Source organism: Planomonospora antibiotica, assembly GCF_014647955.1.
In the GTDB taxonomy this organism is placed as follows: Bacteria; Actinomycetota; Actinomycetes; order Streptosporangiales; family Streptosporangiaceae; genus Planomonospora; species Planomonospora parontospora.
The window spans coordinates 1-23,651 of the sequence record NZ_BMQE01000018.1 but is presented as its reverse complement, the minus strand read 5'-3'; the positions used below and the strand labels follow the sequence as shown (position 1 = coordinate 23,651).

The following is a 23,651-nucleotide window of genomic DNA, read 5'->3' as shown; positions in this document are numbered from 1 at the left end:
ATAATTCAGATGTATGAGGGTGGTTCGGTCGTTTCGGACGTGACAGACCAAAGCAGGAGTGTTGCAGGCAACATCAACTTGAGCAACACTGATCGTGACATCACCACGTGGAAGCTTGATCTGTTTGCTGAACGGACCTTCAATATGGGAACGCCTCGACAGCGCCCCCCGCGCGGGCGACGGCCGGACCGCCGAGCTGCTGTCCGCCCTGGCGTGGCACGTTCCCGCACCGTACGACGTCATCCGCTTCCACCCGCTGCCCGCCCTGCCCGCCGGAGCGGCTGAACGCGGCTTCGACGTCGACCAGACCAACCACTCGGTGGTCGTCGGCGAGACCGCCGTAGTGAAATGGCTCACACCTCCCGCCCCGCTCCCCCAGCCCGCCCCCGAGATGTTCGCCCACCTGTCGGAGGTCGGCTTCACCGCCACGGCCGAGCCCTACGCGGCGCTCACCCGCGGCGGCGAGCTCCTCGCCCTGGTGACGGCCTACCTGCCGGACGCCCGGGACGGCTGGGAGTGGTGCGTGGACGAGGCCGCCGCGGGCCGTACGGACTTCACCGCCGACCTGGGCGTGCTCGCCGCCGACCTGCACGTCGCGCTGGCCGCCCCCTCGGAGACCTTCCCCGACCCGGTACGGCTCCCGCCCGACGGGCGTGAACGGCCGTTCGCCCACAGCCCGGGGAGCGGAAGTCCCGATCGGCCCGGCGACCCGGGACCGGACGCACGCCCGCCGGGCCCGTGGGCCGCCCGTGCCGAGGCGGCGCTCCGCGAGGCGCTGGAGCTGACCGGCGGCGAGGACGGCGAGTGGCTGGCCGCCCGCGCGGGCCTCATGGCGGAGAGGTTCCGCGTCCTGACCGGTCACGACGCGACCCCGCTGATCCGCATCCACGGCGACCTGCACGTCGGCCAGGTCCTCCGCTGGTCCGGCGGTTACGCCGTGGTCGACTTCGACGGCAACCCGACGGTCTCCGACGCCGACCCCTACCAGCCGGCCGCCCGCGACCTCGCCCAGCTGTCCACCAGCCTGGAGCACGCCGGGCAGATCGCGATCCGGCGCCGGGGCGCCGACCCCGCCGCGACCGCGCGGTGGGCCGCGCGGGCGACCCTCTCCCTGCGGGACGCCTACACCGGGCGGCTGCGCGAACGCGGGCACGCCCACCTGCTCCACGACGGGCTGCTGAGCGCGTTCGCCCTCGAACAGGAGTGCCGCGAGCTCGTCTACGCCGCCCGCCACCTGCCCCGCTGGCGCTACGCCCCCATGGGCGTCCTGCGCTCCTGGTACGGCTGACCCCCGCCGCCGCGCGGCCGGCACAGACCCGACCCGCCGGCGATCCCGGACGACGACGCGCGCCGACACCCGGGCCCGGCGCCGTCCGTCCGCGTCCCGACCCGACCGCCCCGACCGCCCCGACCGCCCCGACCTGACTCGACCTGACCGAGGAGACGACGTGAACCCCGAGCTGTACCTCGCCGACCTGGAGGCCAAGCCCGCCGCCCTGGCCGGCCTGGCCGACGCCCTGGAGGCCGGCGACCCGTTCGGGGCGCTCCTGCCGGAGGGGATCCGGCGCGTCCTCCTCCTCGGCATGGGCAGCTCCCGGTACGCCGCCGGGGTGGCCGCGCTCCGCCTGCGCACCGCCGGGATCGACGCCGCCGCCGAGTACGCTTCGGCCTCGCTCTCCTACCCGGCCGACCCGAAGACCCTGGTCGTGGCCGTCTCCGCCACCGGCGGCAGCCGTGAGACCCTGGACGCGGTCGCCCGGCACCGGGGCCGGTCCTTCGTGGCCGCGGTGACCGAGCGGCCGGACTCGCCGATCGCCGAGGGCGCCGACCTGGTCGTGCCGATGCTCGCGGGCGAGGAGCGGGGCGGCGTCGCCTGCCGCACCTTCCAGCACACGCTCGCCCTGCTGCTGGCCCTGAACCACCGCCTCACCGGCGCGGGCCCGGACGTACCCGCGCTGCTGCGCCGGAGCGCGGAGGCCACGGCCGACCTGCTGGACCGGCGCGGCGAATGGCTGGAGCCCGCCATGGCCCTGCTGGACGGCCCGGCCGGCGTCTACACGATCGCCCCGGCCGAGCGGCTGTCGTCCGCCGAGCAGTCCGCCCTGATGTTCCGCGAGGGCCCCCGCCGGGCCGCCGACGCCTGCGAGACCGGCGACTGGGCGCACGTCGACGTCTACCTCACCAAGACCCTCGACTACCGGGCCGTGCTGTTCCCCGGCTCCCGCTACGACGGGCAGGCCATGGACTGGATCCGGCAGCGCGGTTCCACCGTCCTGGCCGTCGGCGGCGACGTCCCCGGCGCCGCCGCCTGCCTCCGCTACCGCCACGACGACGACCCGGACGTGGCCCTGCTGACCGAGACCCTCGTCTGCGAACTCGTCGCCGCCCACTGGTGGCTCCCCTGAGAGAGCTCAGGGCCGAGCGCCGCGAGGAACCACCTCGACGACCGGTTTCCGGATCGCCGGACGGCATCGAGAGTCCCCCCGCGTCGAGTACGTGACGTACTCTGAGTACGTCACGTACTCATCTGCCGGAGGAAACGGCCGACGGTTCCCGGAAGAAGGCGGCATGACCTCACTCCACTACGACAGCTACACCGAAGCACGAGCGCATCTGAAAGACCTCCTGGATGCGGCGGCACTCGGCCGGACCGCCACCGTCCGGCGCGAAGGGAGCCGGGCGGTCGTGGTGGACGCGGAACGACTGAAGCACTTCCTGTCCGCCGTCACCCCCTCACGCGCCGAAGTGGTCGCCGAGGACGGCGGCTGGTCGGTGTTCATCCCCGGCCTCCCGGTCGCCGCGGACGGGTCCACCTTCGAAGAGGCGATCGGCGAGATGGTCGACGCCCTCCGCGAATACGCCGAGGACTGGCAGGATCATCTGCTCAACGCCCCCAACCACCGGGAGAACTGGGGCCTGGTCCAGCTGATCGCCCTCAGCGACGACGAGGAGCTCCGCCACTGGCTCACCGGACAGGCCGCATGACCTGGCCCCAGGCGACCAGAGCGGAGCACGAGCGGTTCTGCCTGGTGGAGGGATGGACTCCGGTCAGGGACGCCCGGGGTCGCTCGGGCACCCACCACGTCACCTACGAGCTGCGCCTTCCCGACGGCCGCATCCTGCGCACCAGGATCTCCCATCCCCCCGACCGCACCTCGTACGGCCGCAGCCTCTGGCGCCACGTCCTCCTCGACCAGCTCGCCGTCACCGAGGAGGAGTTCTGGAAGTGCGTGAAGGAAGGCGGCAGACCGGATCGGGGGGTTCCGGCCGTTCCCGCCGAGACGCTTCCCGCCGACCTCGTCCACCTGCTCATCACCAAGGTCGGCCTGGCCGAGACCGAGATCGCGCGGATGACCAGGGAAGCCGCCATCGCCAGGCTCCAGCTCTTCTGGACCGACGGCGCGTGATAACGCGAAGGCCGGGCACCCGATTTCCCTCGGTAGTCCCGGCCTCACTTCCGCACTCCCAGGGGCGCGGCTTCCCTCAGTGTGTCTCACCAGAAGTGATCAGGCAAGCGCGTTCAGTCATGAACGGCAAGAGACGGCCACGGACAGCCACTCCGCAATCCTTCGATTCGCTCACATCAATATCAAGAGAACGAAGCCGAAACAGTGGCCTCTGCCAGTCCGCTGCTCGCCCGGATCACACCCTGCGGCGCCCGGCCCTGCGCTCCTTTCCGACAGGGTGGCTTCAGCTACGGCGATCCGCCCTGAACGCTTCCGTACCGATCGCTTCAGCCGCAGACGGAGCACTGGGCGGCCGGAGAGCAAGACGCTACGGCCCGCATGGGTACGGCGGCGCAGAAGGGTACGGAGGCGGGCCGGTGGTCCTGCCGGCGTATAAAGCACCGCAACCCCGCGCGCCCGCCCCGGCCGGAGGCCGAAACCACCGGACAGCAACTGCGACGGCCGGCAGGACCACCGGCCCGCCGCAGTGCGCACCGACACCAACCACCGCACGAAGCAAGGGACCCGGACAAACCGCAAAGGTCAGAGTCGGCGGAGGCCGCCGAGGACGCGTTCGAGGAGGTCTCGGCCGGGGCCGCTCTCCTGGACCTGGGGGTGGTAGACCCGGACCAGTCCTTCGGACTCCATGTCGGCGATGAGCACCCGGGCGACGCCCAGGGGGATGCCCAGGAGCGCGGAGATCTCCGCGACCGAGCGGACCTGGCGGCACAGCTCGCTGATCGCGCGGTACTCCCGGGTGAAGGAGAGCCCCAGCCGGCCGGAGGTCGCCGAGGAGACCAGCGCCTCCATCGCGAGCCGGGTGCGGGGAGCGGTCCGGCCGCCGGTGACGGCGTACATGCGCACCAGCGAGCTCTCCTCTTCCTCCTGCGGCGGGCCGTACCCCGCGCCGGAGTCCGGGTCGTATCCTCCGCCGTGCTCCTCGCCGTACCCCGGACCGGACGGGGGCCGGCCGTACTCTCCGCCTCCGCCGTACCCCGGACCGGACGGGGGCCCGTAGCCGGGGCCTCGGGGGTCGTTCCAGTAGGGATCGGTCATGGCTCAGCTCTCCCGGTTCGGGAGTTCGTTGCGGGCCCGGCGCACGCCCTCCTGGAAGCTCGCCATCCGGTCGCGCACCCGCTCGGCGGACAGGGGCGCCACCGGCCGCGGCGGCCGGGCGGGCGGCTGCGGTGGGGTCCCGGAGGAACCCGGCGGACCCTGGGGACGCAGGCCCGCCGGGGCCTGGGCCGGGGAGGCGGGCACGGAGCCGGGGACCAGGTTGGCCTTGGGTGTCCGTTTGGGCAGCCCCGAGGTGGTCAGGCCGCCGTGCGCGGGTTCGCTCACGGCCCGCGCCGCCTGCCAGCCGCTGTCCGCCGGGGACGACCAGTCCTGCTCGGGCGCGGCGGAGGGCGCCTCTTCACCGGGTTCTCCGGCGGAGGCGGGCTCCCCGTTCACGGGTCCGGGCTTGCGCAGGGGTTCGAGGGTGCCCGTGCGGAACCAGCCGGACTCGACCGAGGCGAAGATCGGCAGGTACTCGTCCCCGGCGTCCAGAGGCGAGGTGCCCGTCCCCGGCAGCGGCCCGTCCCCGGCCCCCGGGCTCGAAGCGCCGAGGGGGTCGAGCGGTCCCGGGGACGGCGGGGGGAACCCGCCGGGAGGACCGGGGCGGGACGGCGGGAGGAACTCGCCGGAAGAAGAGGGGAACCCGCCGGAGGAGCCGGTGCGGGACGGCGGCGGGGACCCGCCGAACTCACCGGGCGATCCGGGAGGACCGGTGCGGGCGGGCGGCCTCCACGCGTCCGGTCCGGACCGCCAGGTCTGCGGCGGCACGGGGGTCACCCCCGCCGGCAGGGGCGCCGACAGGGTGGCGGGCGTCCGGGGGCGGGCCGGTCCCCGGTCCGGCCCCTGGTCCGGTCCCGCGGCGGGGAAGGACGGGAAGGAGCGGCTCGCCAGGTCGAACGGGGACGCCTGGGCGGGTGCGGCGGGGGACGCGCCGGGCAGGGGGGCGAGGAGGTCCTCCGGGAGGAGCACCATGACGGTCAGTCCGGACTCCTGGGGCCGGAGCCGGACCCGGATGCCGTGCTTGAGGGCCAGGCGGCCGACCACGAACAGGCCCATGCGGCGGGCCACCGAGGCGTCGGCCGGCTGCGGGTCGGCCAGGCGCCGGTTGACCTCGGCGAGCTCCTCCGCGGTCATGCCGATGCCCTGGTCGGTCACCGAGACCATCACGCCGCCGCCGTCGATGCGGCTGCTGGAGACGACGACCTCGGTCTCGCCGGGAGAGAACGACAGGGCGTTCTCCACCAGTTCGGCGAGCAGGTGCACCACGTCGCTCACCGCGGGCCCGGCGACGGCCACCTCCGACTGGACGCGGGTGACCACCCGGTCGTAGTCCTCCACCTCCGAGAGCGCGGCGCGGACGACGTCCATGACCTCGACCGGGTTGCGCCAGCGGCGCGCCACCTCCTGCCCGGCGAGGACGAGCAGGTTCTCGCTGTTGCGGCGCATGCGGGTGGCCAGGTGGTCGAGCTTGAACAGGTCGGCCAGGCGGCGGTCGTCGCGTTCGCCGCGCTCCAGCCGCTCCACCAGGGTGAGCTGGCGCTCCACCAGTGTCTGACTCCGCCGGGAGAGGTTGACGAACATCGCGTTGACCGTGTGGCGCAGCCTCGCCTCGTCGCCCGCCAGCCGTACGGCCTCCCGGTGGACCTCGTCGAAGGCCCGGGCCACCTCGCCGATCTCGTCGCGGGACAGGACCCCGATCGGGGGCACCTCGGCTGCGATGTCGCCGGGTCCGCCGATCTCGCCGTCGCGCGACTCCCGCACCCGCTGGACGTACTGCGGCAGCCGTTCACCGGCGACCTCCAGGGCCTCCCGGCGGAGCCGCCGCAGCGGCCGGACCAGTGAGCGCGCCACCCCGCTGGTGATCAGCAGTACGGCCAGCAGCAGCCCGGCGACCGATCCGGCGGCCAGCAGGGCCCGGTTCCGCTCGGCGTCGCCGAGCTCCCCGCTGCGGGCGACGATCTGCCGGGCGTGCCGCTCCTCGACGGCGCGCATGCGGTCGATCGTCGCCGACACCGCCTCGTACCACTGCCCGGCGTCGTCCTTCTCGGCCAGGTCCAGGCCCCGGAGCGGGGCTCCGGAGGCGGCGCGGAGCAGGACCAGCTCCCGCAGGAACTCGGCCCGGTCGGCGCCGCCGTTGACCGCCTCGTCGAAGAAGCGCCGTTCGGCGACTCCGGCCTCGGCGGCGAACGCCCGGCGCTCGCTCTGCTCGGAGGCCAGCGCGCCGAGGAACCGCTCCATCTGCTCCTGTTCGAAGCGTCCGGCGACCAGGACCACCGAGAGCAGGCCCCGCTGGAGCGAGAGGCTCTCCTTGGCCCGGGCGAGCGCGTCCAGGGTGAGGGACCGGCCGAACAGCAGGTCGTCGGAGCTGCCCTTGCCCAGCTCGTCGTGGAGGGAGAGCAGGTCGGCGATGACCAGGCTGTAGGCGTCGATCGCGGCGTCGGGCAGCAGCGTCTCCTCCAGCGCCTGCCGCCGCAGCTGCGCCAGGTCGTCCAGGCGGGCCAGCGCGGCCTCGATCTCGTCCCCGGTGCGGCCGCCGATCGCGTCCCGCAGCAGCGCGCCGCTCTCGCGCACCCGCACGGCCGCGCGGTCCACGGCGTTCGTCCGGTCGCGCACGTCCTGCTCGCCGCGTTCCGGCCGGCCGAGGGCGATGAACCAGGCGGTGCGGTCGCGTTCGCCGGCCAGTTCGTGGGTGAGCGCGCCGATGTGGTCGGAGAGCCGGGCCAGGTCGTTGACGCGCTGGTATTCGGCCGCGGCGCGCACGGAGCCGAAGACCTGCACGCCTCCCAGCAGCACGGCGGCGGCGGTCGGCACCAGGATGAGCGCGATCAGCCTGGAACGCACCCGCCAGTTGCGCAGACGGAATCCGCCGTCCCGGGTCTTCTGTGTACTCACCGACCGCTGCCCTCTCGGTGGACGAACGCGCTGGCCGAATCCGCCATGGTTCCCGGCTATTCGAGCACATCTCAACCAGTCAAGACCACCGACCATAGCCACACAAATGCTCACTCATGAGACAAGAGAGGCGAGAACCTGGAGCTCCAATTTCAATCCGGCACCCCAATTCGGACCCTCCGATATCTGCATTAAGTATTTGTCATACCGATATGGTTGTTTGTATCGTTCCAAAACATGGAGTCCGGGATAACGCATCAGAAGCACGAGCGTCTCCAGAAGATCACGGCATTGTTATTCCTGACATTTCCGCCATATCGTGACCCCTTGCGCCCCTAGCCTCATCCGCATCGGAGCGGTGAGCTTTGGAGGAGAAAGTGGCCTCACCCGACGGCGCCGCGATCGAGGTTCGTGGCCTGTGGAAGATCTTCGGCCCCCGGGCGGACCGCGTCCTCGGCGGTCCCGACGCCGGGCTGGACCCCGCGGCGCTCCGGGAGAGGACCGGCTGCGTCGCCGCCGTCCGGGACGTCGGCTTCACGGTGCGGCCCGGCGAGGTGTTCGTCGTGATGGGCCTGTCGGGCAGCGGCAAGTCCACCCTGGTCCGCTGCCTCACCCGGCTGGTCGAGCCGACCGCCGGGGAGATCTCCATCGCCGGCGAGGACGTGCGCGCCGCCTCCCCCGCCCGGCTCCGGGACCTGCGCCGGCACCGGGTCAGCATGGTCTTCCAGCACTTCGGCCTCCTGCCGCACCGCAGCGTCCTCGACAACGTCGCCTACGGCCTGGAGATCCAGGGCGTCCCCCGCGCGAGAAGGCACGAGCGGGCGCGGGAGATGCTCACCCTGGTCGGCCTGGACGGCTTCGCCGAGACCCTGCCCGACCGGCTCTCCGGCGGCATGCAGCAGCGGGTCGGCCTGGCCCGCGCCCTGGCCACCGGCCCGCAGGTGCTGCTCCTCGACGAACCGTTCAGCGCGCTCGACCCGCTGATCCGCCGCGACATGCAGGCCGAGGTCGTCCGCCTGCACCGCGAGGTCGGCACCACCATGCTGTTCATCACCCACGACCTGTCCGAGGCCCTCAAACTGGGCGAGCGCATCGCCGTCATGCGCGCGGGCGCGATCGTCCAGACCGGCACCGCCGAGGAACTGGTCGGCTCCCCCGCCGACGAGTACGTGGCCGACTTCGTCAGGGACGTCCCCCGCGGCGACGTCCTGTCGCTCCGCTGGATCTGCCGCGACCCCGCCGACGGCGAGCGGCCCGGCGAGACCGCGCTCCCCGCCGGGACGGTCATCCGCGACGCGGTGCCCGCCGTACTCCACTCCGACCTGCCGGTCCGCGTCGTCCAGGACGGCCGGCCGATCGGCGTGGTCGACCGGCGCGACGTCCTGTCCGCCCTGGCGGGCCTGTCCGGAGCCGCCTCGTGAGCTCCGGGACGGTCGGGGCGGCCGAGCCGGCCGGGCCGCCGACAGGGCCGCCCTCGGGCCGGACCGCGTCCGCGGCCCCGCCCGCCGCCCGCCGCGGCGCCGTACGGTTGCCCCGCTGGACGCCGGCGCTCGCCGCGGCGGTCCTGGCGGTCGCCGCCTACGCCGCCTACGCCGCCTTCCAGGGCACCGCGACCCTCCCCCACGACGACGACGCCGCCCCGTTCCGGATCGTCGCCGACCTGCGGGCCTGGGCGGACGCCGAGCGCAACCGGAGCCCGCTCTTCCTGTTCCTCGTCAACTACGTACGGCTCGGCGTCGGCGGCGTCCACGACCTGCTCCACCTGGTCCTGCACGGCCTGGGCTGGACCGGTCTGACCGGGTGCGCGGGCGCGCTCGGCTGGCTCGCGGGCGGCGCGCGCACCGGGCTGCTCGCCGTGGCCGGGTTCGGTGCGTTCGGGGTGCTGGGGGTGTGGCAGGCGAGCGTCGACACGCTCGCGCTCGTGCTCGCGGCCGTCCTGCTCTCCCTGGCGGTCGGCCTGCCCCTGGGGGTCTGGGCGGGCCTGTCGCCGCGGCTGCGCCGCCTGCTCACCCCCCTCCTCGACGTCATGCAGATCATGCCGACGTTCGCCTACCTCGCGCCGATGGTGCTGCTCTTCCAGATCGGCCCGGCCGCCGCCACCGTCGCCACGATGGTCTACGCGATCCCCCCGGCGATCCGGATCACCGCGCTCGCGGTCGAGCAGGTCTCCCCCGCCGCGGTGGAGGCCTCGGAGTCGCTGGGCGCGACGCGCGCGCAGACCCTGCGCGGGGTCCGCCTCCCGCTGGCCCGCGGCACCATCGGCCTGGCGGCCGGCCAGACCATCATGATGGCGCTGTCCATGGTGGTGATCGCGGCGCTGATCGCCGCCCCGGGGCTCGGCTCGGACGTCATCCGGGGCCTGTCGCGGGCGGACGTGGGCCTGATGCTCCCGGCGGGCCTGGCCATCGTCGCCATGGCGGTCGTGCTCGACCGGGTGGTCATGGCCGCGGCGCGCCCGCCGTACGAGGACGCCCTGGAACCCGGGGCGGCCGCCCGCCGCGCCCGGGTGCGGCGGGCGGCCGCGGGCGCGCTGGCGGTCACCGGGATCCTGCTGGGCCGCGTGCTGCCCGCGGAGTTCCCCGGCGCGTGGGCGCTCGACTTCGCCGGCCCGGTGAACGAGGCCGTGGACCGGGCGAAGACCTCCTGGTACGACCTGACCCAGGCGGTCGGGGGCGCCGTCACCGAGGGGCTGCTCAACCCGCTGCAGACCGTGCTCACCGAGGCGCCCTGGTGGCTGGTCGCGGCGGTCGCGCTCGCGATCGGCTGGCGCACCGGCGGACCCCGGCCCGCGGCCGTCGCCACGGGCTGCCTGCTCGCCACGGCCCTGCTGGGGCTCTGGCAGCACACCATGGAGACGCTCACCACCGTGCTGGTGGCAGTGGCGCTGACCCTGCTCGCCGGCCTGGTGCTCGGCGTGGCGGCGGCCCGCTCGTCCCGGTTCGCCGCCGTGCAGCGGCCGCTGCTCGACGCCGCGCAGACCCTGCCCGCCTTCGTCTACCTGCTGCCCGCGCTGGCGCTGTTCGGCGCGACCCGGTTCACCGCGATCTCCGCCTCGGTGGTCTACGCGGTGCCCGCGGTCGCCCGCCTGGTCGAGGAGGGCGTCCGCAACGTGGCTCCGGCCGCGGTCGAGGCCGCGCTGTCCTGCGGTTCCACCGGGCGGCAGCTGCTGTGGAAGGTGCGGCTCCCGATGGCCCGGCCCGCCCTCCTGCTCGCCGCCAACCAGGGCATCGTCATGACGCTCGCCATGGTCGTGGTCGGCGGGCTGGTCGGCGCGGGCGGGCTCGGCTACGACGTCGTCTCCGGGTTCTCCCAGCGCTCCGACTTCGGCATGGGCTTCGCCGCCGGGGTGGCCACGGTGCTGCTCGGGATCGCGCTCGACCGGATCACCCAGGGCGCCGGCCGGCGCCCGCTCACCCGCACGTCCACCTGAAGAGAACCTGGAAGAAGAAGAGGATCGCATGAGGATCGGAACCAGGATCCGGCTGCTCGCCGGTGTGCTCGCACTCGGGCTCGCCGCGGCGGGTTGCGGCGGGGCCACCGTGGAGACCGGCGCCGGTCCGGCGCAGCCGTCCGCGGGCGCGGCGGGATCGTCGGCGCCCGCCGCGGGCGGCACCGTGAGGATCGCCGTCAACCCGTGGGCGGGCTACGAGGCCAGCGCCGCGGTCATCGCCCACCTGCTGGAGAAGGAGCTCGGCTACACGGTCGAGAAGAAGGAGCTCGCCGAGCAGGTCTCCTGGGAGGGCTTCGAGACCGGCGACGTCGACGTCATCGTGGAGAACTGGGGCCACGAGGACCTGAAGAAGACCTTCATCGAGGAGAAGAAGGTCGCCGTCGAGGCGGGCTCCACCGGCAACAAGGGCGTCATCGGCTGGTACATCCCCAAGTGGATGGCCGACGAGTACCCCGGCATCACCGACTACAGGAACCTGAACAAGTACGCCCGCCTGTTCAAGACCCCGGAGTCGGGCGGCAAGGGCCAGCTGCTCTTCGGCGACCCCTCCTACGTGAGCAACGAGGAGGCGATCATCAAGAACCTCAAGCTGGACTACAAGGTGGTCGTCGGCGGCAGCGAGGCGGCGCTGATCGAGTCCGCCACCCAGGCGCAGCGGCAGAAGAAGCCGCTGCTGTTCTACTTCTGGGACCCGCACTGGCTGTTCAGCAAGGTCGAGCTGGCCCGGGTGAACCTGCCCCCGTACACCGAGGGCTGCGACGCCGACCCCAAGAAGGTCGCCTGCGACTACGCCGAGCTGGACCTCGACAAGATCGTGAGCAAGAGGTTCGCCGACACCGGCGGCAGGGCCTATGAGCTGGTCAAGAACTTCTCCTGGACCAACGAGCACCAGAACGCCGTCGCCAACGACATCATCGGCAACGGCATGTCCGCCGAGGAGGCGGCGAAGAAGTGGGTCGAGGCCAACCCGTCGGTCTGGGCCGCCTGGATCCCGCAGTAGGCGGGTCCGGCCCGGCGGAGCGGTCCCGCCGCCCCGCCGGGCCCGAGTCGCGGAGGTCGACATGAGGTTCGACATGAGACGCAGGAACGTCCCGCCGGGCGGGCGACGGAGCAGGGTTCCCGCCGCCGGGCTCGCGGTGCTGCTCCTGCTCACCTCGTGCAGCGCGCAGGAGCCCGCCCCGGAGCGGACCGGCGGCACCGTACGGATCGCGATCAACGACTGGGCCGGCTACCGGGCCAGCGCCGCGGTCCTGGCGCTGCTGCTCAAGCGCGAGCTCGGCTACGAGGTTCAGGAGGTGGAGCTGACCGAGGCGCAGTCGTGGGAGGCCTTCGAGAAGGGCACGGTCGACGTCATCGTCGAGAACTGGGGCCGGGAGGCGGAGAAGAAGACCTACATCGAGGAGAAGAAGGTCGCGGTCTCCGCCGGCCGGAACGGCAACAAGGGCATCATCGGCTGGTACGTCCCGCAGTGGATGGCCGAGGAACACCCCGACATCACGGACTGGCGGAATCTCAACAAGTACGCGCCGCTCTTCCGGACCGCGAAAACGGGGAACCTGGGGCAGATCCTCGACGGGGACCCGTCCTACGTCACCAACGACGAGGCCCTGGTGCGCAATCTCGGGCTCGACTACAAGGTCGTCTACTCGGGCAGCGAGGACGCCCTGATAAAGGCCGCCCGCCGCGCGACCGAGCGGCGCGAACCGCTGCTGATGTACTTCTACGAACCGCAGTGGCTGTTCACCCAGGTGAAACTGGTCAAGGTCGATCTCCCCCCCTATGCGATCGGCTGCGACGCCGACGCCGAAAAGGTCGCCTGCGACTATCCGCCCTATCTGCTCGACAAAATCGTCAGCAGGCGGTTCGCCGACACCGGCGGCAGGGCCTACGAGCTGGTCCGGAACTTCTCCTGGACCAACGCGCACCAGAACGCCGTGGCCCGGGACATGACCGAGGGCGGCATGTCCGCCGAGGAGGCGGCCCGCGCCTGGGTCGACGCCAACAGGATCGTCTGGAAGGACTGGATGCCGCGGTGAGCTACGACTACGTCATCGTCGGCGGCGGCTCGGCCGGCTCCGCCCTGGCGAACCGGCTGAGCGCCGACCCGTCGGTGCGCGTGCTGGTCCTGGAGGCGGGCCGTCCCGACCACCGGTGGGACGTGTTCATCCACATGCCGGCCGCGCTGATGTTCCCCATCGGCAGCCGCTTCTACGACTGGCGCTACGAGTCCGAACCCGAACCGCACATGCACGGCCGCCGCGTCCACCACGCCCGCGGCAAGGTCCTCGGCGGCTCCAGCAGCATCAACGGCATGATCTTCCAGCGCGGCAACCCGCTGGACTACGAGCGGTGGGCGGCCGACCCCGGGATGGAGGACTGGGACTACGCCCACTGCCTGCCGTACTTCAAGCGCATGGAGAACTGCCTGGCCGACCCCGGGACCCCGTTCCGCGGGCACGACGGCCCGCTCGTCCTGGAGCGCGGCCCGGCGCAGGGCCCGCTGTACGACGCGTTCTTCGAGGCGGTACGGCAGGCGGGCCACCCGCTCACCGACGACGTGAACGGCCACCGCCAGGAGGGCTTCGCCGCCTTCGACCGCAACCTGCACCGCGGCCGCCGGCTGAGCGCCGCCCGCGCCTACCTGCACCCGGTGCTGGACCGCCCCAACCTCACCGTGCGGACCCGCGCCCACGTCTCGAAGGTCGTCTTCCGGGGCCGCCGGGCGGTCGGCGTGGAGTTCGACGGCAAGCGGGTCCGCGCGGGCGAGGTGATCCTGTGCGGCGGGGCGGTCAACTCCCCGCAGCTGCTCCAGCTGTCCGGCGTGGGCGACGCCGGACTGCTGAAGGGGCTGGGCATCGAGGTCGTGCACCACCTGCCGGGCGTGGGCGAGAACCTCCAGGACCACCTGGAGGTCTACATCCAGCACGCCTGCGTCCGGCCCGTCTCCATGGCTCCGGCCCTGGCCTGGTGGCGGCGGCCGCTCATCGGCGCGGACTGGCTGCTGCGCCGCTCGGGACCGGGCGCGAGCAACCATTTCGAGGCCGGCGGGTTCATCCGCTCCAACGACGACGTCGCCTACCCGAACCTGATGTTCCACTTCCTGCCGATCGCGATCCGCTACGACGGCTCGGCCCCGGCGACCGGCCACGGCTACCAGGTCCACGTCGGCCCGATGTACTCCGACGCGCGCGGCAGCGTGCGGATCAGGTCCGCCGACCCCCGCGTCAAGCCCGCCCTCCGGTTCAACTACCTGTCCACCGCCGCCGACCGCCGCGAGTGGGTCGAGGCGGTCCGCAAGGCCCGGGAGATCCTCTCCCAGCCGGCCTTCGCCCCCTTCGACGGGGGCGAGATCTCCCCCGGACCGGCCGTGCAGAGCGACGAGCAGGTCCTCGACTGGGTCGCCCGCGACGGCGAGACCGCCCTGCACCCCTCGTGCACCTGCCGGATGGGCACCGACGAGATGTCCGTGGTGGACCCGGCGACGATGCGGGTCCACGGGGTGGAGGGCCTGCGCGTGGTGGACGCCTCGGCCATGCCGTACATCACCAACGGCAACATCTACGCCCCGGTGATGATGCTCGCCGAGAAGGCCGCCGACCTGATCACCGGCGCCACCCCGCTGCCGCCCGAGCCCGTGGGGTTCCACCGCCACGGCGGCTGAGCCCCCGGCGCCCGGAGACGCCCGAAAGCCGGTACGGCTCCCGCGGGAGCCGTACCGGCCGGGGCCTTGAGACCGTCAGACCGACATGCCGTAGGCGGCGCGCACCCGCAGGACGTGCTCGACCAGCGTGATGAGCGTGCTCTTCACCGAGTCGCGGGAGCGGGCGTCGGTGCGCACGATGGGGACGTGCGGGGCGAGCGCCAGGGCCTCGCGCACCTCGTCCTCCGAGTGCGGGAACTGCCCCTCCCAGCCGTTGATGCCGACCACGAAGGGGAGCTTGGCCTCCTCGAAGTAGTCGATCGCCGGGAAGCCGTCGGCCAGACGGCGGGTGTCGATCAGGACCACCGCGCCGATGGCGCCGCGGACCAGGTCGTCCCACATGAACCAGAACCGGTGCTGCCCGGGCGTGCCGAACAGGTACAGGATCAGGTCCTGGTCCAGGGACAGGCGGCCGAAGTCCATGGCGACCGTGGTGGTCGACTTGGTCGGCGTGAGACCCAGGTCGTCGACGCCCGCGCTCGCCTCCGTCATGACCGCTTCCGTGGTCAGCGGGAGGATCTCCGAGACGGCGCCCACGAACGTGGTCTTGCCGACGCCGAACCCGCCCGCTACGACGATCTTCGTCGATGTCAGGCCGCCGCGGTTAGAGCCTGCGAAGTCCACTGAGCACCCTTTCGAGCATGTTGAGATCCGGTTGTCCCTGGTCGAGACGTGGCTGGTGGAGGCGGACGAGACCTTCGTCCGCCATGTCCGCCACCAGTACGCGGGCCACGCCGAGCGGGACCCGGAGCAGCGCCGAGATCTCGGCGACCGACCGGAACGAGCGGCAGAGCCTCATGATGGCGTCCTGCTCGGGGGTGAGCAGGGCCAGCTCCTCGTCCATGATGGGGGAGGAGGAGACCAGGGTCTCCATCGCCATGTGATAGCGCGGCTCGGCGCGACCGCCGGTCACCGCGTACGGACGGAACAGGGGCTCCTCGTCCCCGGTTCCGTCAACGCCCAGCACGGCCCTCTCCAGGTGCGGACGCCGGGGCGGACGGACGGGCGGTCCGCGCGCTCCCGGCTCGCCGAGTGTGTGCCGACCCGGTCATCAGCGCCCCCGCGAGGACTGCAGCTCGGCCCGGATCGCCGGCGTGAGGACCTGGCCGGCCCGGTCGACGAGCAGGGTCATCTGGTAGGCCACCAGACCCATGTCGCACTCGGGCGAGGCCAGCACGGCGAGCACGGAACCGTCGCTGATCGCCATGACCAGCAGCAGCCCGCGCTCCATCTCGACCACCGTCTGGGTGACCGCGCCGCCCTCGAACACGCGGGACGCGCCCACGGTCAGGCTGAGCAGCCCGGCGGCCACGGCGGCGAGCTGGTCGGCCCGGTCGTCCGGGAACCCCTCGGAGCTGGCGATCCGCAGACCGTCGGCCGACACGACCACCGCGTGCGCGACACCTGGGGTGCCCCGGACGAACTCGGTGATCAGCCAGTCGAACCTGCGGGCCTCATGGCTCAGAGTAGTCACTGGCCCTCCTCCTTTTCCGCCACGTTCTGGGCGGTGTCCTCATATAGTTCCGCACGGCCCCGCCGCACGCCCTGCTGGAAGCTCGACAACCTGTTCCGCACCCGCTCTGGCGAGATCGGGGGCATCGGCGTCGACGGTGCGCTGGCCGCGGCACCCGGCACCAGGTTGGCCTTGGGGGTCCGCTTGGGCAGGCCCGCGGCGGTGATCCCGCCGAGGCTGGGGTCGCTGGCCGCCTGGGCGGCCTGCCAACCCGCGTCCGCCGGAGTCTGCCAGTTCTCCGGCTGGCGGGCCGGGATCGTCCGCCGGAGCGGGGTGACGGCCGGGCCCTGGACCGATGCGGGAACCGCCTCCCTGACCGGTGCGGACACCGGTTCGGGAGCCGGTGCGGCCTCGGGCACGCGCTCCACGGCGGGAGGGGCGGCCTCGACGTGCTGCTCCGCCCCGTCCGGACGCCCGGCGTCCTCGACGCCCTCGACGCCCTCGGCGTCCTCGGGCTCCACGGGGCCGTCGGCCCTGCGGAACCAGGCCGACTCGACCGAGGCGAAGATCGGCAGGAACTCCTCCTGCTCGGGTTCGAGCGGGGAGACCCCGACCGCCGGCATCGAGGCGGTGACGGGGTCGTCATGGGAGGCCTGCCCCCACGCCGAGAACGCGCCCGCGGCGCCGTCCCCGCCGCCCGCGGAGGCTCCGTTGCCGTTCGACGCGCCGACCTGGCGCTTCGGCAGGGGCGCCTCGGTGCTCTGCGGCGGGGCGCCGAAGGGGGCCGCCTGCGCCGGCCGCCGCTCGGGGAGCGGCTGGTCGGCGGAGCCGAACGGCGGAGCCTGCGGCGCGGGAGGCCGGCCGAACGAGCCCTGGTCCGCGGAGCCCTGGCCGAACGAGCCCTGGTCCGCGGAGCCCTGGCCGAACGGGCCCCGGTCCGCCTGCTGGTCCATCGACGCCTGGCCGAACGAGCCCCGGTCCACCGACCGGTCCATGGATGCCTGGCCGTACGCGCCCTGGCCGGGGATCTGGCCGAAGGGGTTCTGGCCCGCGGGCGCCTGGCCCTGGTCCATCGACGCCTGGCCGAACGAGCCCTGGCTCAGGGCCGCCTGGCTGAACGGGTTCGCGCCCAGCGACGCCTGGCCGAACGAGCTCTGCGAGGTGAGCGACTCCGACCCCCACGAAGCGGCCGGGACCGGATTCGCCGCCTCGACGACGAGCTCCGGCGGGAAGAGGACCATGGCGATGAGACCACCGGTCTCCTGCGGGCGGAGCTGGACGCGGATGCCGTGGCGCAGGGCCAGGCGGCCGACCACGAACAGGCCCATCCGCCGCGACACCGACACGTCCACGACGGGCGGGTCGGCCAGCCGCCGGTTGGTCTCGACGAGTTCCTCGGCGGTCATGCCGATGCCCGCGTCGCTGACCGCGAGCAGCGCGCCGCCGCCCTCGATCATGCTGCTGGAGACGACGACCTGGCTGGCCCGGGGGGAGAACTGGATGGCGTTCTCCACCAGCTCGGCCACCAGGTGGACGATGTCGTTGGCGGCGCTTCCGGCGACCGAGATCGCACGGTGCACCTTGACCTGGACCCGCTCGTAGTCCTCGACCTCCGACAGGGAGGCGCGGACGACGTCGACGAGCTTGGCCGGCTGGCTGCGCCTGCGGGTCGGCTCGTGGCCGGCGAGGACCAGGAGGTTCTCGGAGTTGCGGCGCATGCGGGTGGCCAGGTGGTCGAGCTTGAACAGGTCGCCCAGCCGGCCGCCGTCCTGCTCGCCCTTCTCCAGACCGTCGATGAGCGAGATCTGCCGCTCCACCAGGGTCTGGGTCCGCCGCGAGAGGTTGACGAACATCGCGCTGATGTTGGACCGGAGCTCGGACTCCTCCGCCGCGAGCCGTACGGCCTGGCGGTGGACCTCGTCGAAGGCCTTGGCGACCTCGCCGATCTCGTCCCTGCTGTCGACCGAGATGGGCTCGACCTCGGGGGTCTGGGTCTCTCCGGAGATCCGGAGCTTGCGCACCACGTCGGGGAGCCGGTTGCCCGCGACGTCCAGCGCCTCGACCCGGAGGCGGCGCAGCGGCAGGACCATCGAGCGCGCGATGAGGACGGTGAGGCCGAGGACCAGCAGGAGCAGGGTCAGGATCAGACCGGCCGCGATGATCGCGGCGCGCTGCTCGGAGTCCTCCAGCTCCCGGGCCCGGGTGATCACGTCACCGGCGACCTTGGTCTCGACCTTCTTCATCCGGTTGAGGACCTCGGTGTTGTCCCCGAACCACTGCTTGACCTCGGTCAGGTCGCTCAGCAGGCGCCCGGAGGCGTTCGGCCTGCCCGCCAGCGCGATCGCCTTGGACTTCGTCAGCTCGGCGCGGTGCACCCGCTCGTCGACCAGCTGGGTGCTGAGGAGCTGGCCGTTCTCGGCGCCCGACTCGATGGCGAACTCGGCCTTGCGCTCCTCCAGCCGCGACCGTGAGGCGATGAACTCCTCGACCTGCTGCGCGTTGATCAGCGCGGGCGCGTAGTACCCGGCCAGCAGGCGGGCCCGCTGCCGGGAGACCTCCTCCTTGGCGTAGGCCAGCGCGCTGAGTCCCCGGGTGTTGCCGATGATCTCCGGGTCGTCGCTGACCAGCGTGAGCTCCTCGTGCAGCTGGAGCAGCGGGTTGATCAGGAAGACGTAGCGCTCGGCCCGGGCCGTGCCGGGCAGCTCACGGGTCTTGCCGAGGCTGTCGAGCTGGTACGCGGCGTCACGGGCGGCCTTGACCGCTCGGGGGCCGTAGGAGTCGTCGATCGCCCGCAGGTCCCTCCGGACCTCCAGCAGCAGATCGTCGACCACCTTCCGCTGGGTGGTGAAACTGCTCTCCAGTCCCTTGTTCGCAGGCTGGAACGCCGCCCAGGCCCCTCGGTCACGTTCCAGGCCGATGGCCTGCGCGAGGTCGCGCAGCCGGCCGGAGTATTCCGCCGCGGCCGCCGTGCGCTGGTGCACGGTGACACCCTCGACGGAGGCGGCCACGCGCGCTCCGGCGAGCAGCACGCCCACCGCGGTCGGCACCAGGATCAGCGCCGTGAGACGCGTTCGCACGCGCCAGTTTCGCAAACCGAATCGGGCGGCAGGCCGCTTGCCGCGGTCGCGCACCGATGCGGTCTCGCTATCGGTAGGTCCCGTCGTCACCGCTCTAGCTACCCTTCACCATCACGACACAAGTGGCCATCATCAGACCATAGACCCACGGGACAGAAGCGACATATCCGACAAAACGGACTTAATCGTTACGGATGCGACGAAAGACTGATTTCCGATGGTTATCTCAGAGCGCTGAGGACCTGATCCCGTACCTGCGCACGCTGGGCCCGGTCCGTCAGAGGACGTCCAGCCCTGTCAACCACGTAGAAGACGTCCACCGCCTCTGCGCCGAGAGTCTCCACACGCGCAGCGCGCACGTCAAGACCACACTCACCAAATGCTCTACCAATCCGCCACAATAGCCCCGGACGGTCATGAGCGCGTACTTCCACGACGGTCGCCGTGGTGGACGCGTCGTCCACGAGGGTGACCCGGGGCGGCGCGACCGGCACCCGGGCCGGTCTCAGCGAGCGGGTACGGCGGGCCAGACGCTCCTCGATGTCGAGCCGGCCGGCCAGGACGAGCCGCAGGTCGGCCTCCAGCGTCGCCGGGTCGGGCGGCGAGCCGTACTCCGGGACCACCGAGAACTCGATCACGGCGGTGGACCCCGCCGAGGCCGCCGAGGCGGCGCGGACCACCATCCGGTGCGCGGCGAGCACCCCGGCCGCGCTCCAGAGCAGCCCCGACCGGTCGGGGGCGACCACGGTGACCGCCCCGCCGTTGACCCGGACCGCCCCCCCGCCGTGCCTGGCCAGGGCCGCCTGCCCGGCGGAGAGGGAGGGCGCGGGCCGCGGCGGGGTCCCGGACAGCACCGAGCGCACCCGCCGCACCAGGTCCGTGACCAGTGAGGCCTTCCAGGCGTTCCACGCGGCGGGCCCGGTGGCGTTGCCGTCGGCCGCGGCCAGGGCGGCGAGCAGCTCCAGCACCTCGCGCGAGCCGACCGCCTCGGCCACCCGGGAGATCGTCACCGGGTCGTCCAGGTCGCGCCGGGTGGCGGTCTCGGGCAGCAGCAGGTGGTGGCGGACCACCCTCTCCAGGATCTCCACGTCCGCCGGGGGCAGCCCCATCCGGGCGCCGATGTCGCGGGCGACGACCGCGCCGGTGTCGGAGTGGTCGCCGGGATAGCCCTTGCCGATGTCGTGCAGGAGCGCGCAGATGAGCAGCAGGTCCGGCCGGGAGACCTCACGGGTGGACGCGGCGGCCCCGGCCGCGGTCTCGATCAGGTGGCGGTCGACCGTGTAGCGGTGCACGGGGTTGCGCTGCGGGCGGTGCCGCACCCGCTCCCAGTCGGGCAGCAGCCGGACCAGCACCCCGGCTTGGTCCAGCTCCTCCCAGACCGGCACGGCCGCGCGCCCGGCGCCGAGCAGCGCCACCAGCGCGTCGCGGGCCTCGTCCGGCCAGGGCACCGGGAGCGGCGGGGACTGGGCGGCCAGCGCGGCCACGGTGGCCGGGGCGAGCGGCAGCCCCGCCTCGGCGGCGGCGGCGGCCGCGCGGAGCACGAGCACGGGGTCCTTGCGCGGATCGGCCCCGCGGGCGAGCACGACCTCCCCGCCGTGCTCGACGACGCCGTCGGCGAGCGGCCGGCGCCCCCGCGGCGCGGGCCCCGACAGCAGCCGGTCCACGGTGCGCCAGGTGCCGTCGAAGGCGTGCGCGATCGTCCGGCCCGCCTCGGCGAGCCTGCGCATGAGCGCCTCGGCGTCGAGCAGGCCCAGCATCCCGGCGACCGCGTCCTGCTCCTGCAGGACGAGCCGGTCGGTGCCGCGCGCCGTCACCAGGTGCAGGCCGTGCCGGACGTCGAGCAGGAGCTCGTAGGCCTCGCGGACCCGGGGGCCCGGGGCCGAGGCGACCCAGGCGGCGGCCACGGCCTGCATCGCCTGGACGTCGCGGAGCCCGCCGTGCGCGTCGCGCAGGTCGGGCTCGAGCAGGAAGGCGAGCTCCCCGCTGGTCTCCGTCCGCCGGTCCGCGGCCTCGCGCAGCTCGCCCAGGCGGCGCCGGGAGTCCGCCCGCCACTCGGAGAGCACGGTCTCGCGCGCCGCGCGCGTCAGCTCGGGGTCCCCGGCCACGTGCCGGGCCTGGATCAGCCCGAGCACCGCCTTGAGGTCCTCCCGGGCGACCTTGGCCGCCTCCTCCACGGTCCGGACCGAGTGGTCGAGGCGGACCCCGGAGTCCCAGACCGGATACCAGATCCGGTCGGCGACACGGGCGATGTCGTCGCGCCCGTCGTGCAGCAGGACCAGGTCGAGGTCGCTGCCCGGGGCCAGCTCCGAGCGGCCCAGGCTCCCGACCGCGACGAGCGCGACCCCGCCCGGGGCGCCGCGCTCGTCGCCGTTCCTGCCGTCCTTGGGATCCGGCCCCCTCCCGGGACGCCCGTACGGCGTGCCGCAGGCGGTGCGGAGCAGGTCCGTCAGCCAGCGGTCGACGTCCGCGGCCCGCTCCCTGCGGGCCGCGGCGTACGAGCGAGTCTCGCCTCTCACCGGTCAGAGCGCCTCAGGGCCGCGCTCGCCGGTGCGGACCCGGACGACGGTGTCCACCGGGACGGACCAGACCTTGCCGTCACCGATCTTGCCGGTCTGCGCCGCCTTGACGATGACGTCGATCACGTCCTCGGCGTCCTCCTCCTCGGCGAGCACCTCCAGCCGGACCTTGGGCACCAGGTCCACCTGGTACTCGGCACCCCGGTAGACCTCGGTGTGCCCGCGCTGGCGGCCGTAGCCGCTGGCCTCGCTGACCGTCATGCCCTTGACGCCGAACTGCTCCAGGGCCGCCTTCACGTCGTCGAGCTTGAAGGGCTTGATGACCGCGGTGATGAGTCTCATGCTTCCACCTTCTTGGCCGCCGGGACCACGGCCGGGCCGTTGGGGGACGCCACCCCGGAGGAGTGGACGGTGCCGAGGTCGTAGCCGGTCTCGGCGTGGGTGGTGATGTCGATGCCCGCGACCTCGTCCTCGGCGGAGATCCGGAAGCCCATCGTCTTGTCGATCACCTTCGCGATGATCCACGAGATGACGAAGGAGTAGGCGCCGACCGCGACCGGGCCGAGCACCTGCACCCCGAGCTGGGAGATCGGGCCGCCGTAGAGCAGGCCCTTCTCCTGGCCGTCGGCGAACGGGTAGGCGGCGACGAAGCCCAGCGCCACCGCGCCGACGACACCGCCGACCATGTGCACGCCGACCACGTCGAGCGAGTCGTCGTAGCCGAGCCGGTACTTCAGGCCGACTCCGTAGGCGCAGGCGACACCGGCGAGCGCGCCGATGACGAACGCGGCCCAGGGGTCGACGAAGCCGCAGGCCGGGGTGATCGCGACCAGGCCGGCCACCGCGCCGGAGGCGACGCCGAGGGTGGTGGAGTGACCGTCGCGGAGCTTCTCGACCAGGAGCCAGGCGCCGGCCGCCACCGCGGTGGCGATCTGGGTGTTCATGAACGCCAGGCCGGTGGTGCCGTCCACGGCGAGCTCGGAGCCCGCGTTGAAGCCGAACCAGCCGAACCAGAGCAGGCCCGCGCCGAGCAGGACGAGCGTGAGGTTGTGCGGGCGCATCGGGTCCTTGCGCCACCCGACGCGCTTGCCGATGACCAGCGCGACCGCCAGGGCCGCGGCGCCGGCGTTGATGTGCACGACCGTGCCGCCGGCGAAGTCCTCGATGCCGAGGTTGCTCAGCCAGCCGCCGCCCCAGACCCAGTGGGCCACCGGGAAGTAGACGAGGGTCGCCCAGACGAGCGCGAAGACCACCCAGGCGCCGAACTTCACCCGGTCGGCGAGCGCACCGCTGATCAGCGCGACCGTGATGATCGCGAAGGTCATCTGGAAGGCGGAGAAGACGAGGCTGGGCATGCCCGTGCCGTCGTCCTTGGTCGCCGTGTCGACGAGCCCGCTCAGCCCGAGGTTGTCGAGGCCGCCGACGAGCTTGTTGATGACGCCGCTTCCGTCGCCGACCGCGTCGAAGGCCAGCGAGTGTCCGTAGAGGACCCAGGCGACCGTCACCACGATGATGCTCACCCACGACATCATCATCATGTTGAGGACGCTCTTGGCCCTGGTCATGCCCCCGTAGAAGAACGCGAGGCCCGGCGTCATGAGCAGTACGAGCGCGGTGCTCATGAGCATCCAGGCAGTGGAGCCGCCATCGATCTTCATCTGATGCGACCCTCCTTCCGATTGGCGTGTGGCCGGTTGTGCAGTCGCAGTGGGCGCTTCCAGGGCTTCGTCGACCGGCCGCGCACTGACGTACCTGACGGACGGGGTCCGCCTCGCCCCGCGGGCCCCGGTCCGCTCACGCGTCCCGACCGGTTCCGCCAAGGTTTTCCCTTCCGTGCGCCACAGCGTCTTCGTCCGCCGTTTCGGGGCGCGACCGCGCATGTTTCACATCTGTGAAACCCGCCGGGATGGTGTTTCGACCTTGTTTCGGACAGCTCACACGCCAAAGGACAACCACCCGGAACCACATCCGGACATGGTCGGGTCCTTGCTCAGCGGCGGTTCGGCCGGGTCCCGTTCGTGCGGTGGTTCGGCCGGGTCCCGTTCGTGCGGTGGTTTTTC

18 protein-coding genes are annotated in these 23,651 nt (G+C 72.8%); 9 read left to right on the top strand and 9 right to left on the bottom strand.

What is annotated here, in order from left to right; all coding sequences use genetic code 11:
- Window positions 1-124 precede the first annotated feature (124 nt).
- From IEZ06_RS17955 to IEZ06_RS17940, 4 genes are all read left to right on the top strand, one after another.
- Window positions 125-1,288 carry a hypothetical protein gene (locus IEZ06_RS17955; RefSeq protein WP_189237860.1) on the top strand — a complete coding sequence of 388 codons (1,164 nt, stop codon included), beginning with the start codon at window positions 125-127 and terminating at the stop codon, window positions 1,286-1,288.
- Between the two features lie 160 nt (window positions 1,289-1,448).
- Entirely contained in the window at window positions 1,449-2,405 is a 957-nt protein-coding gene (locus IEZ06_RS17950) for an SIS domain-containing protein (RefSeq protein WP_189237859.1), read from the top strand.
- 163 nt (window positions 2,406-2,568) lie between these two features.
- Complete coding sequence (locus IEZ06_RS17945) at window positions 2,569-2,985, top strand: RelB antitoxin-like protein (RefSeq protein WP_189237858.1); 417 nt, start codon at window positions 2,569-2,571, stop codon at window positions 2,983-2,985.
- Window positions 2,982-3,407, top strand: a complete 426-nt coding sequence (locus tag IEZ06_RS17940) for a cytotoxic translational repressor of toxin-antitoxin stability system (protein ID WP_189237857.1) — start codon at window positions 2,982-2,984, stop codon at window positions 3,405-3,407. Before IEZ06_RS17945 ends, IEZ06_RS17940 begins: the two co-directional genes overlap by 4 nt.
- A 582-nt stretch (window positions 3,408-3,989) precedes the next feature.
- On the opposite strand, the gene IEZ06_RS37490 is transcribed toward IEZ06_RS17940, so the two are convergent.
- Together IEZ06_RS37490 and IEZ06_RS17930 are read right to left on the bottom strand one after the other, a co-directional pair.
- On the bottom strand, window positions 3,990-4,502 hold the full coding sequence (locus tag IEZ06_RS37490; protein WP_189237856.1) for a DUF742 domain-containing protein: 513 nt from the start codon (window positions 4,500-4,502) through the stop codon (window positions 3,990-3,992).
- A 3-nt stretch (window positions 4,503-4,505) separates the two neighbouring features.
- The gene (locus IEZ06_RS17930) at window positions 4,506-7,394 is read right to left on the bottom strand and encodes a sensor histidine kinase (protein ID WP_229798297.1); all 2,889 of its coding nucleotides are present in this window, start codon (window positions 7,392-7,394) and stop codon (window positions 4,506-4,508) included.
- A 377-nt stretch (window positions 7,395-7,771) separates the two neighbouring features.
- Here IEZ06_RS17930 and IEZ06_RS17925 point away from each other — a divergent pair, with 377 nt between their 5' ends.
- The 5 genes from IEZ06_RS17925 to betA all read left to right on the top strand — a co-directional run bounded on the left by IEZ06_RS17925 (window position 7,772) and on the right by betA (window position 14,506).
- The gene (locus IEZ06_RS17925) at window positions 7,772-8,815 is read left to right on the top strand and encodes a quaternary amine ABC transporter ATP-binding protein (protein ID WP_189237855.1); all 1,044 of its coding nucleotides are present in this window, start codon (window positions 7,772-7,774) and stop codon (window positions 8,813-8,815) included.
- Window positions 8,812-10,824: an ABC transporter permease gene (locus tag IEZ06_RS17920; RefSeq protein ID WP_189237854.1), complete on the top strand. Its 2,013-nt coding sequence runs from the start codon at window positions 8,812-8,814 to the stop codon at window positions 10,822-10,824. Before IEZ06_RS17925 ends, IEZ06_RS17920 begins: the two co-directional genes overlap by 4 nt.
- Window positions 10,825-10,852: 28 nt before the next feature.
- On the top strand, window positions 10,853-11,845 hold the full coding sequence (locus tag IEZ06_RS17915; RefSeq protein ID WP_189237853.1) for an ABC transporter substrate-binding protein: 993 nt from the start codon (window positions 10,853-10,855) through the stop codon (window positions 11,843-11,845).
- A gap of 73 nt (window positions 11,846-11,918) precedes the next feature.
- A complete protein-coding gene (locus IEZ06_RS17910) occupies window positions 11,919-12,881 on the top strand; it encodes an ABC transporter substrate-binding protein (RefSeq protein WP_189237852.1) in 963 nt (320 codons plus the stop codon).
- Window positions 12,878-14,506, top strand: coding sequence for a choline dehydrogenase (gene betA / locus IEZ06_RS17905; RefSeq protein WP_189237851.1), 1,629 nt, complete (start codon window positions 12,878-12,880; stop codon window positions 14,504-14,506). Before IEZ06_RS17910 ends, betA begins: the two co-directional genes overlap by 4 nt.
- 75 nt (window positions 14,507-14,581) lie before the next feature.
- Here betA and IEZ06_RS17900 read toward each other — a convergent pair whose 3' ends face one another.
- From IEZ06_RS17900 to IEZ06_RS17870, 7 genes are all read right to left on the bottom strand, one after another.
- Window positions 14,582-15,169 carry a GTP-binding protein gene (locus IEZ06_RS17900; RefSeq protein WP_373293877.1) on the bottom strand — a complete coding sequence of 196 codons (588 nt, stop codon included), beginning with the start codon at window positions 15,167-15,169 and terminating at the stop codon, window positions 14,582-14,584.
- Window positions 15,150-15,512, bottom strand: a complete 363-nt coding sequence (locus IEZ06_RS17895; protein ID WP_189237850.1) for a DUF742 domain-containing protein — start codon at window positions 15,510-15,512, stop codon at window positions 15,150-15,152. Before IEZ06_RS17895 ends, IEZ06_RS17900 begins: the two co-directional genes overlap by 20 nt.
- 84 nt (window positions 15,513-15,596) lie before the next feature.
- The gene (locus tag IEZ06_RS17890) at window positions 15,597-16,019 is read right to left on the bottom strand and encodes a roadblock/LC7 domain-containing protein (protein WP_068895025.1); all 423 of its coding nucleotides are present in this window, start codon (window positions 16,017-16,019) and stop codon (window positions 15,597-15,599) included.
- Window positions 16,016-19,075 (bottom strand): nitrate- and nitrite sensing domain-containing protein, encoded by a 3,060-nt coding sequence (locus IEZ06_RS17885; protein WP_189237849.1) that lies wholly within the window; start codon window positions 19,073-19,075, stop codon window positions 16,016-16,018. The genes IEZ06_RS17890 and IEZ06_RS17885 overlap by 4 nt, the downstream gene beginning before the upstream one ends.
- Window positions 19,076-19,296: 221 nt before the next feature.
- Window positions 19,297-21,591 (bottom strand): [protein-PII] uridylyltransferase, encoded by a 2,295-nt coding sequence (locus IEZ06_RS17880; protein ID WP_189237848.1) that lies wholly within the window; start codon window positions 21,589-21,591, stop codon window positions 19,297-19,299.
- Between the two features lie 3 nt (window positions 21,592-21,594).
- Window positions 21,595-21,933: a P-II family nitrogen regulator gene (locus IEZ06_RS17875; RefSeq protein WP_068895019.1), complete on the bottom strand. Its 339-nt coding sequence runs from the start codon at window positions 21,931-21,933 to the stop codon at window positions 21,595-21,597.
- Complete coding sequence (locus tag IEZ06_RS17870; RefSeq protein WP_189237847.1) at window positions 21,930-23,249, bottom strand: ammonium transporter; 1,320 nt, start codon at window positions 23,247-23,249, stop codon at window positions 21,930-21,932. Before IEZ06_RS17870 ends, IEZ06_RS17875 begins: the two co-directional genes overlap by 4 nt.
- Between the last annotated feature and the right edge of the window lie 402 nt (window positions 23,250-23,651).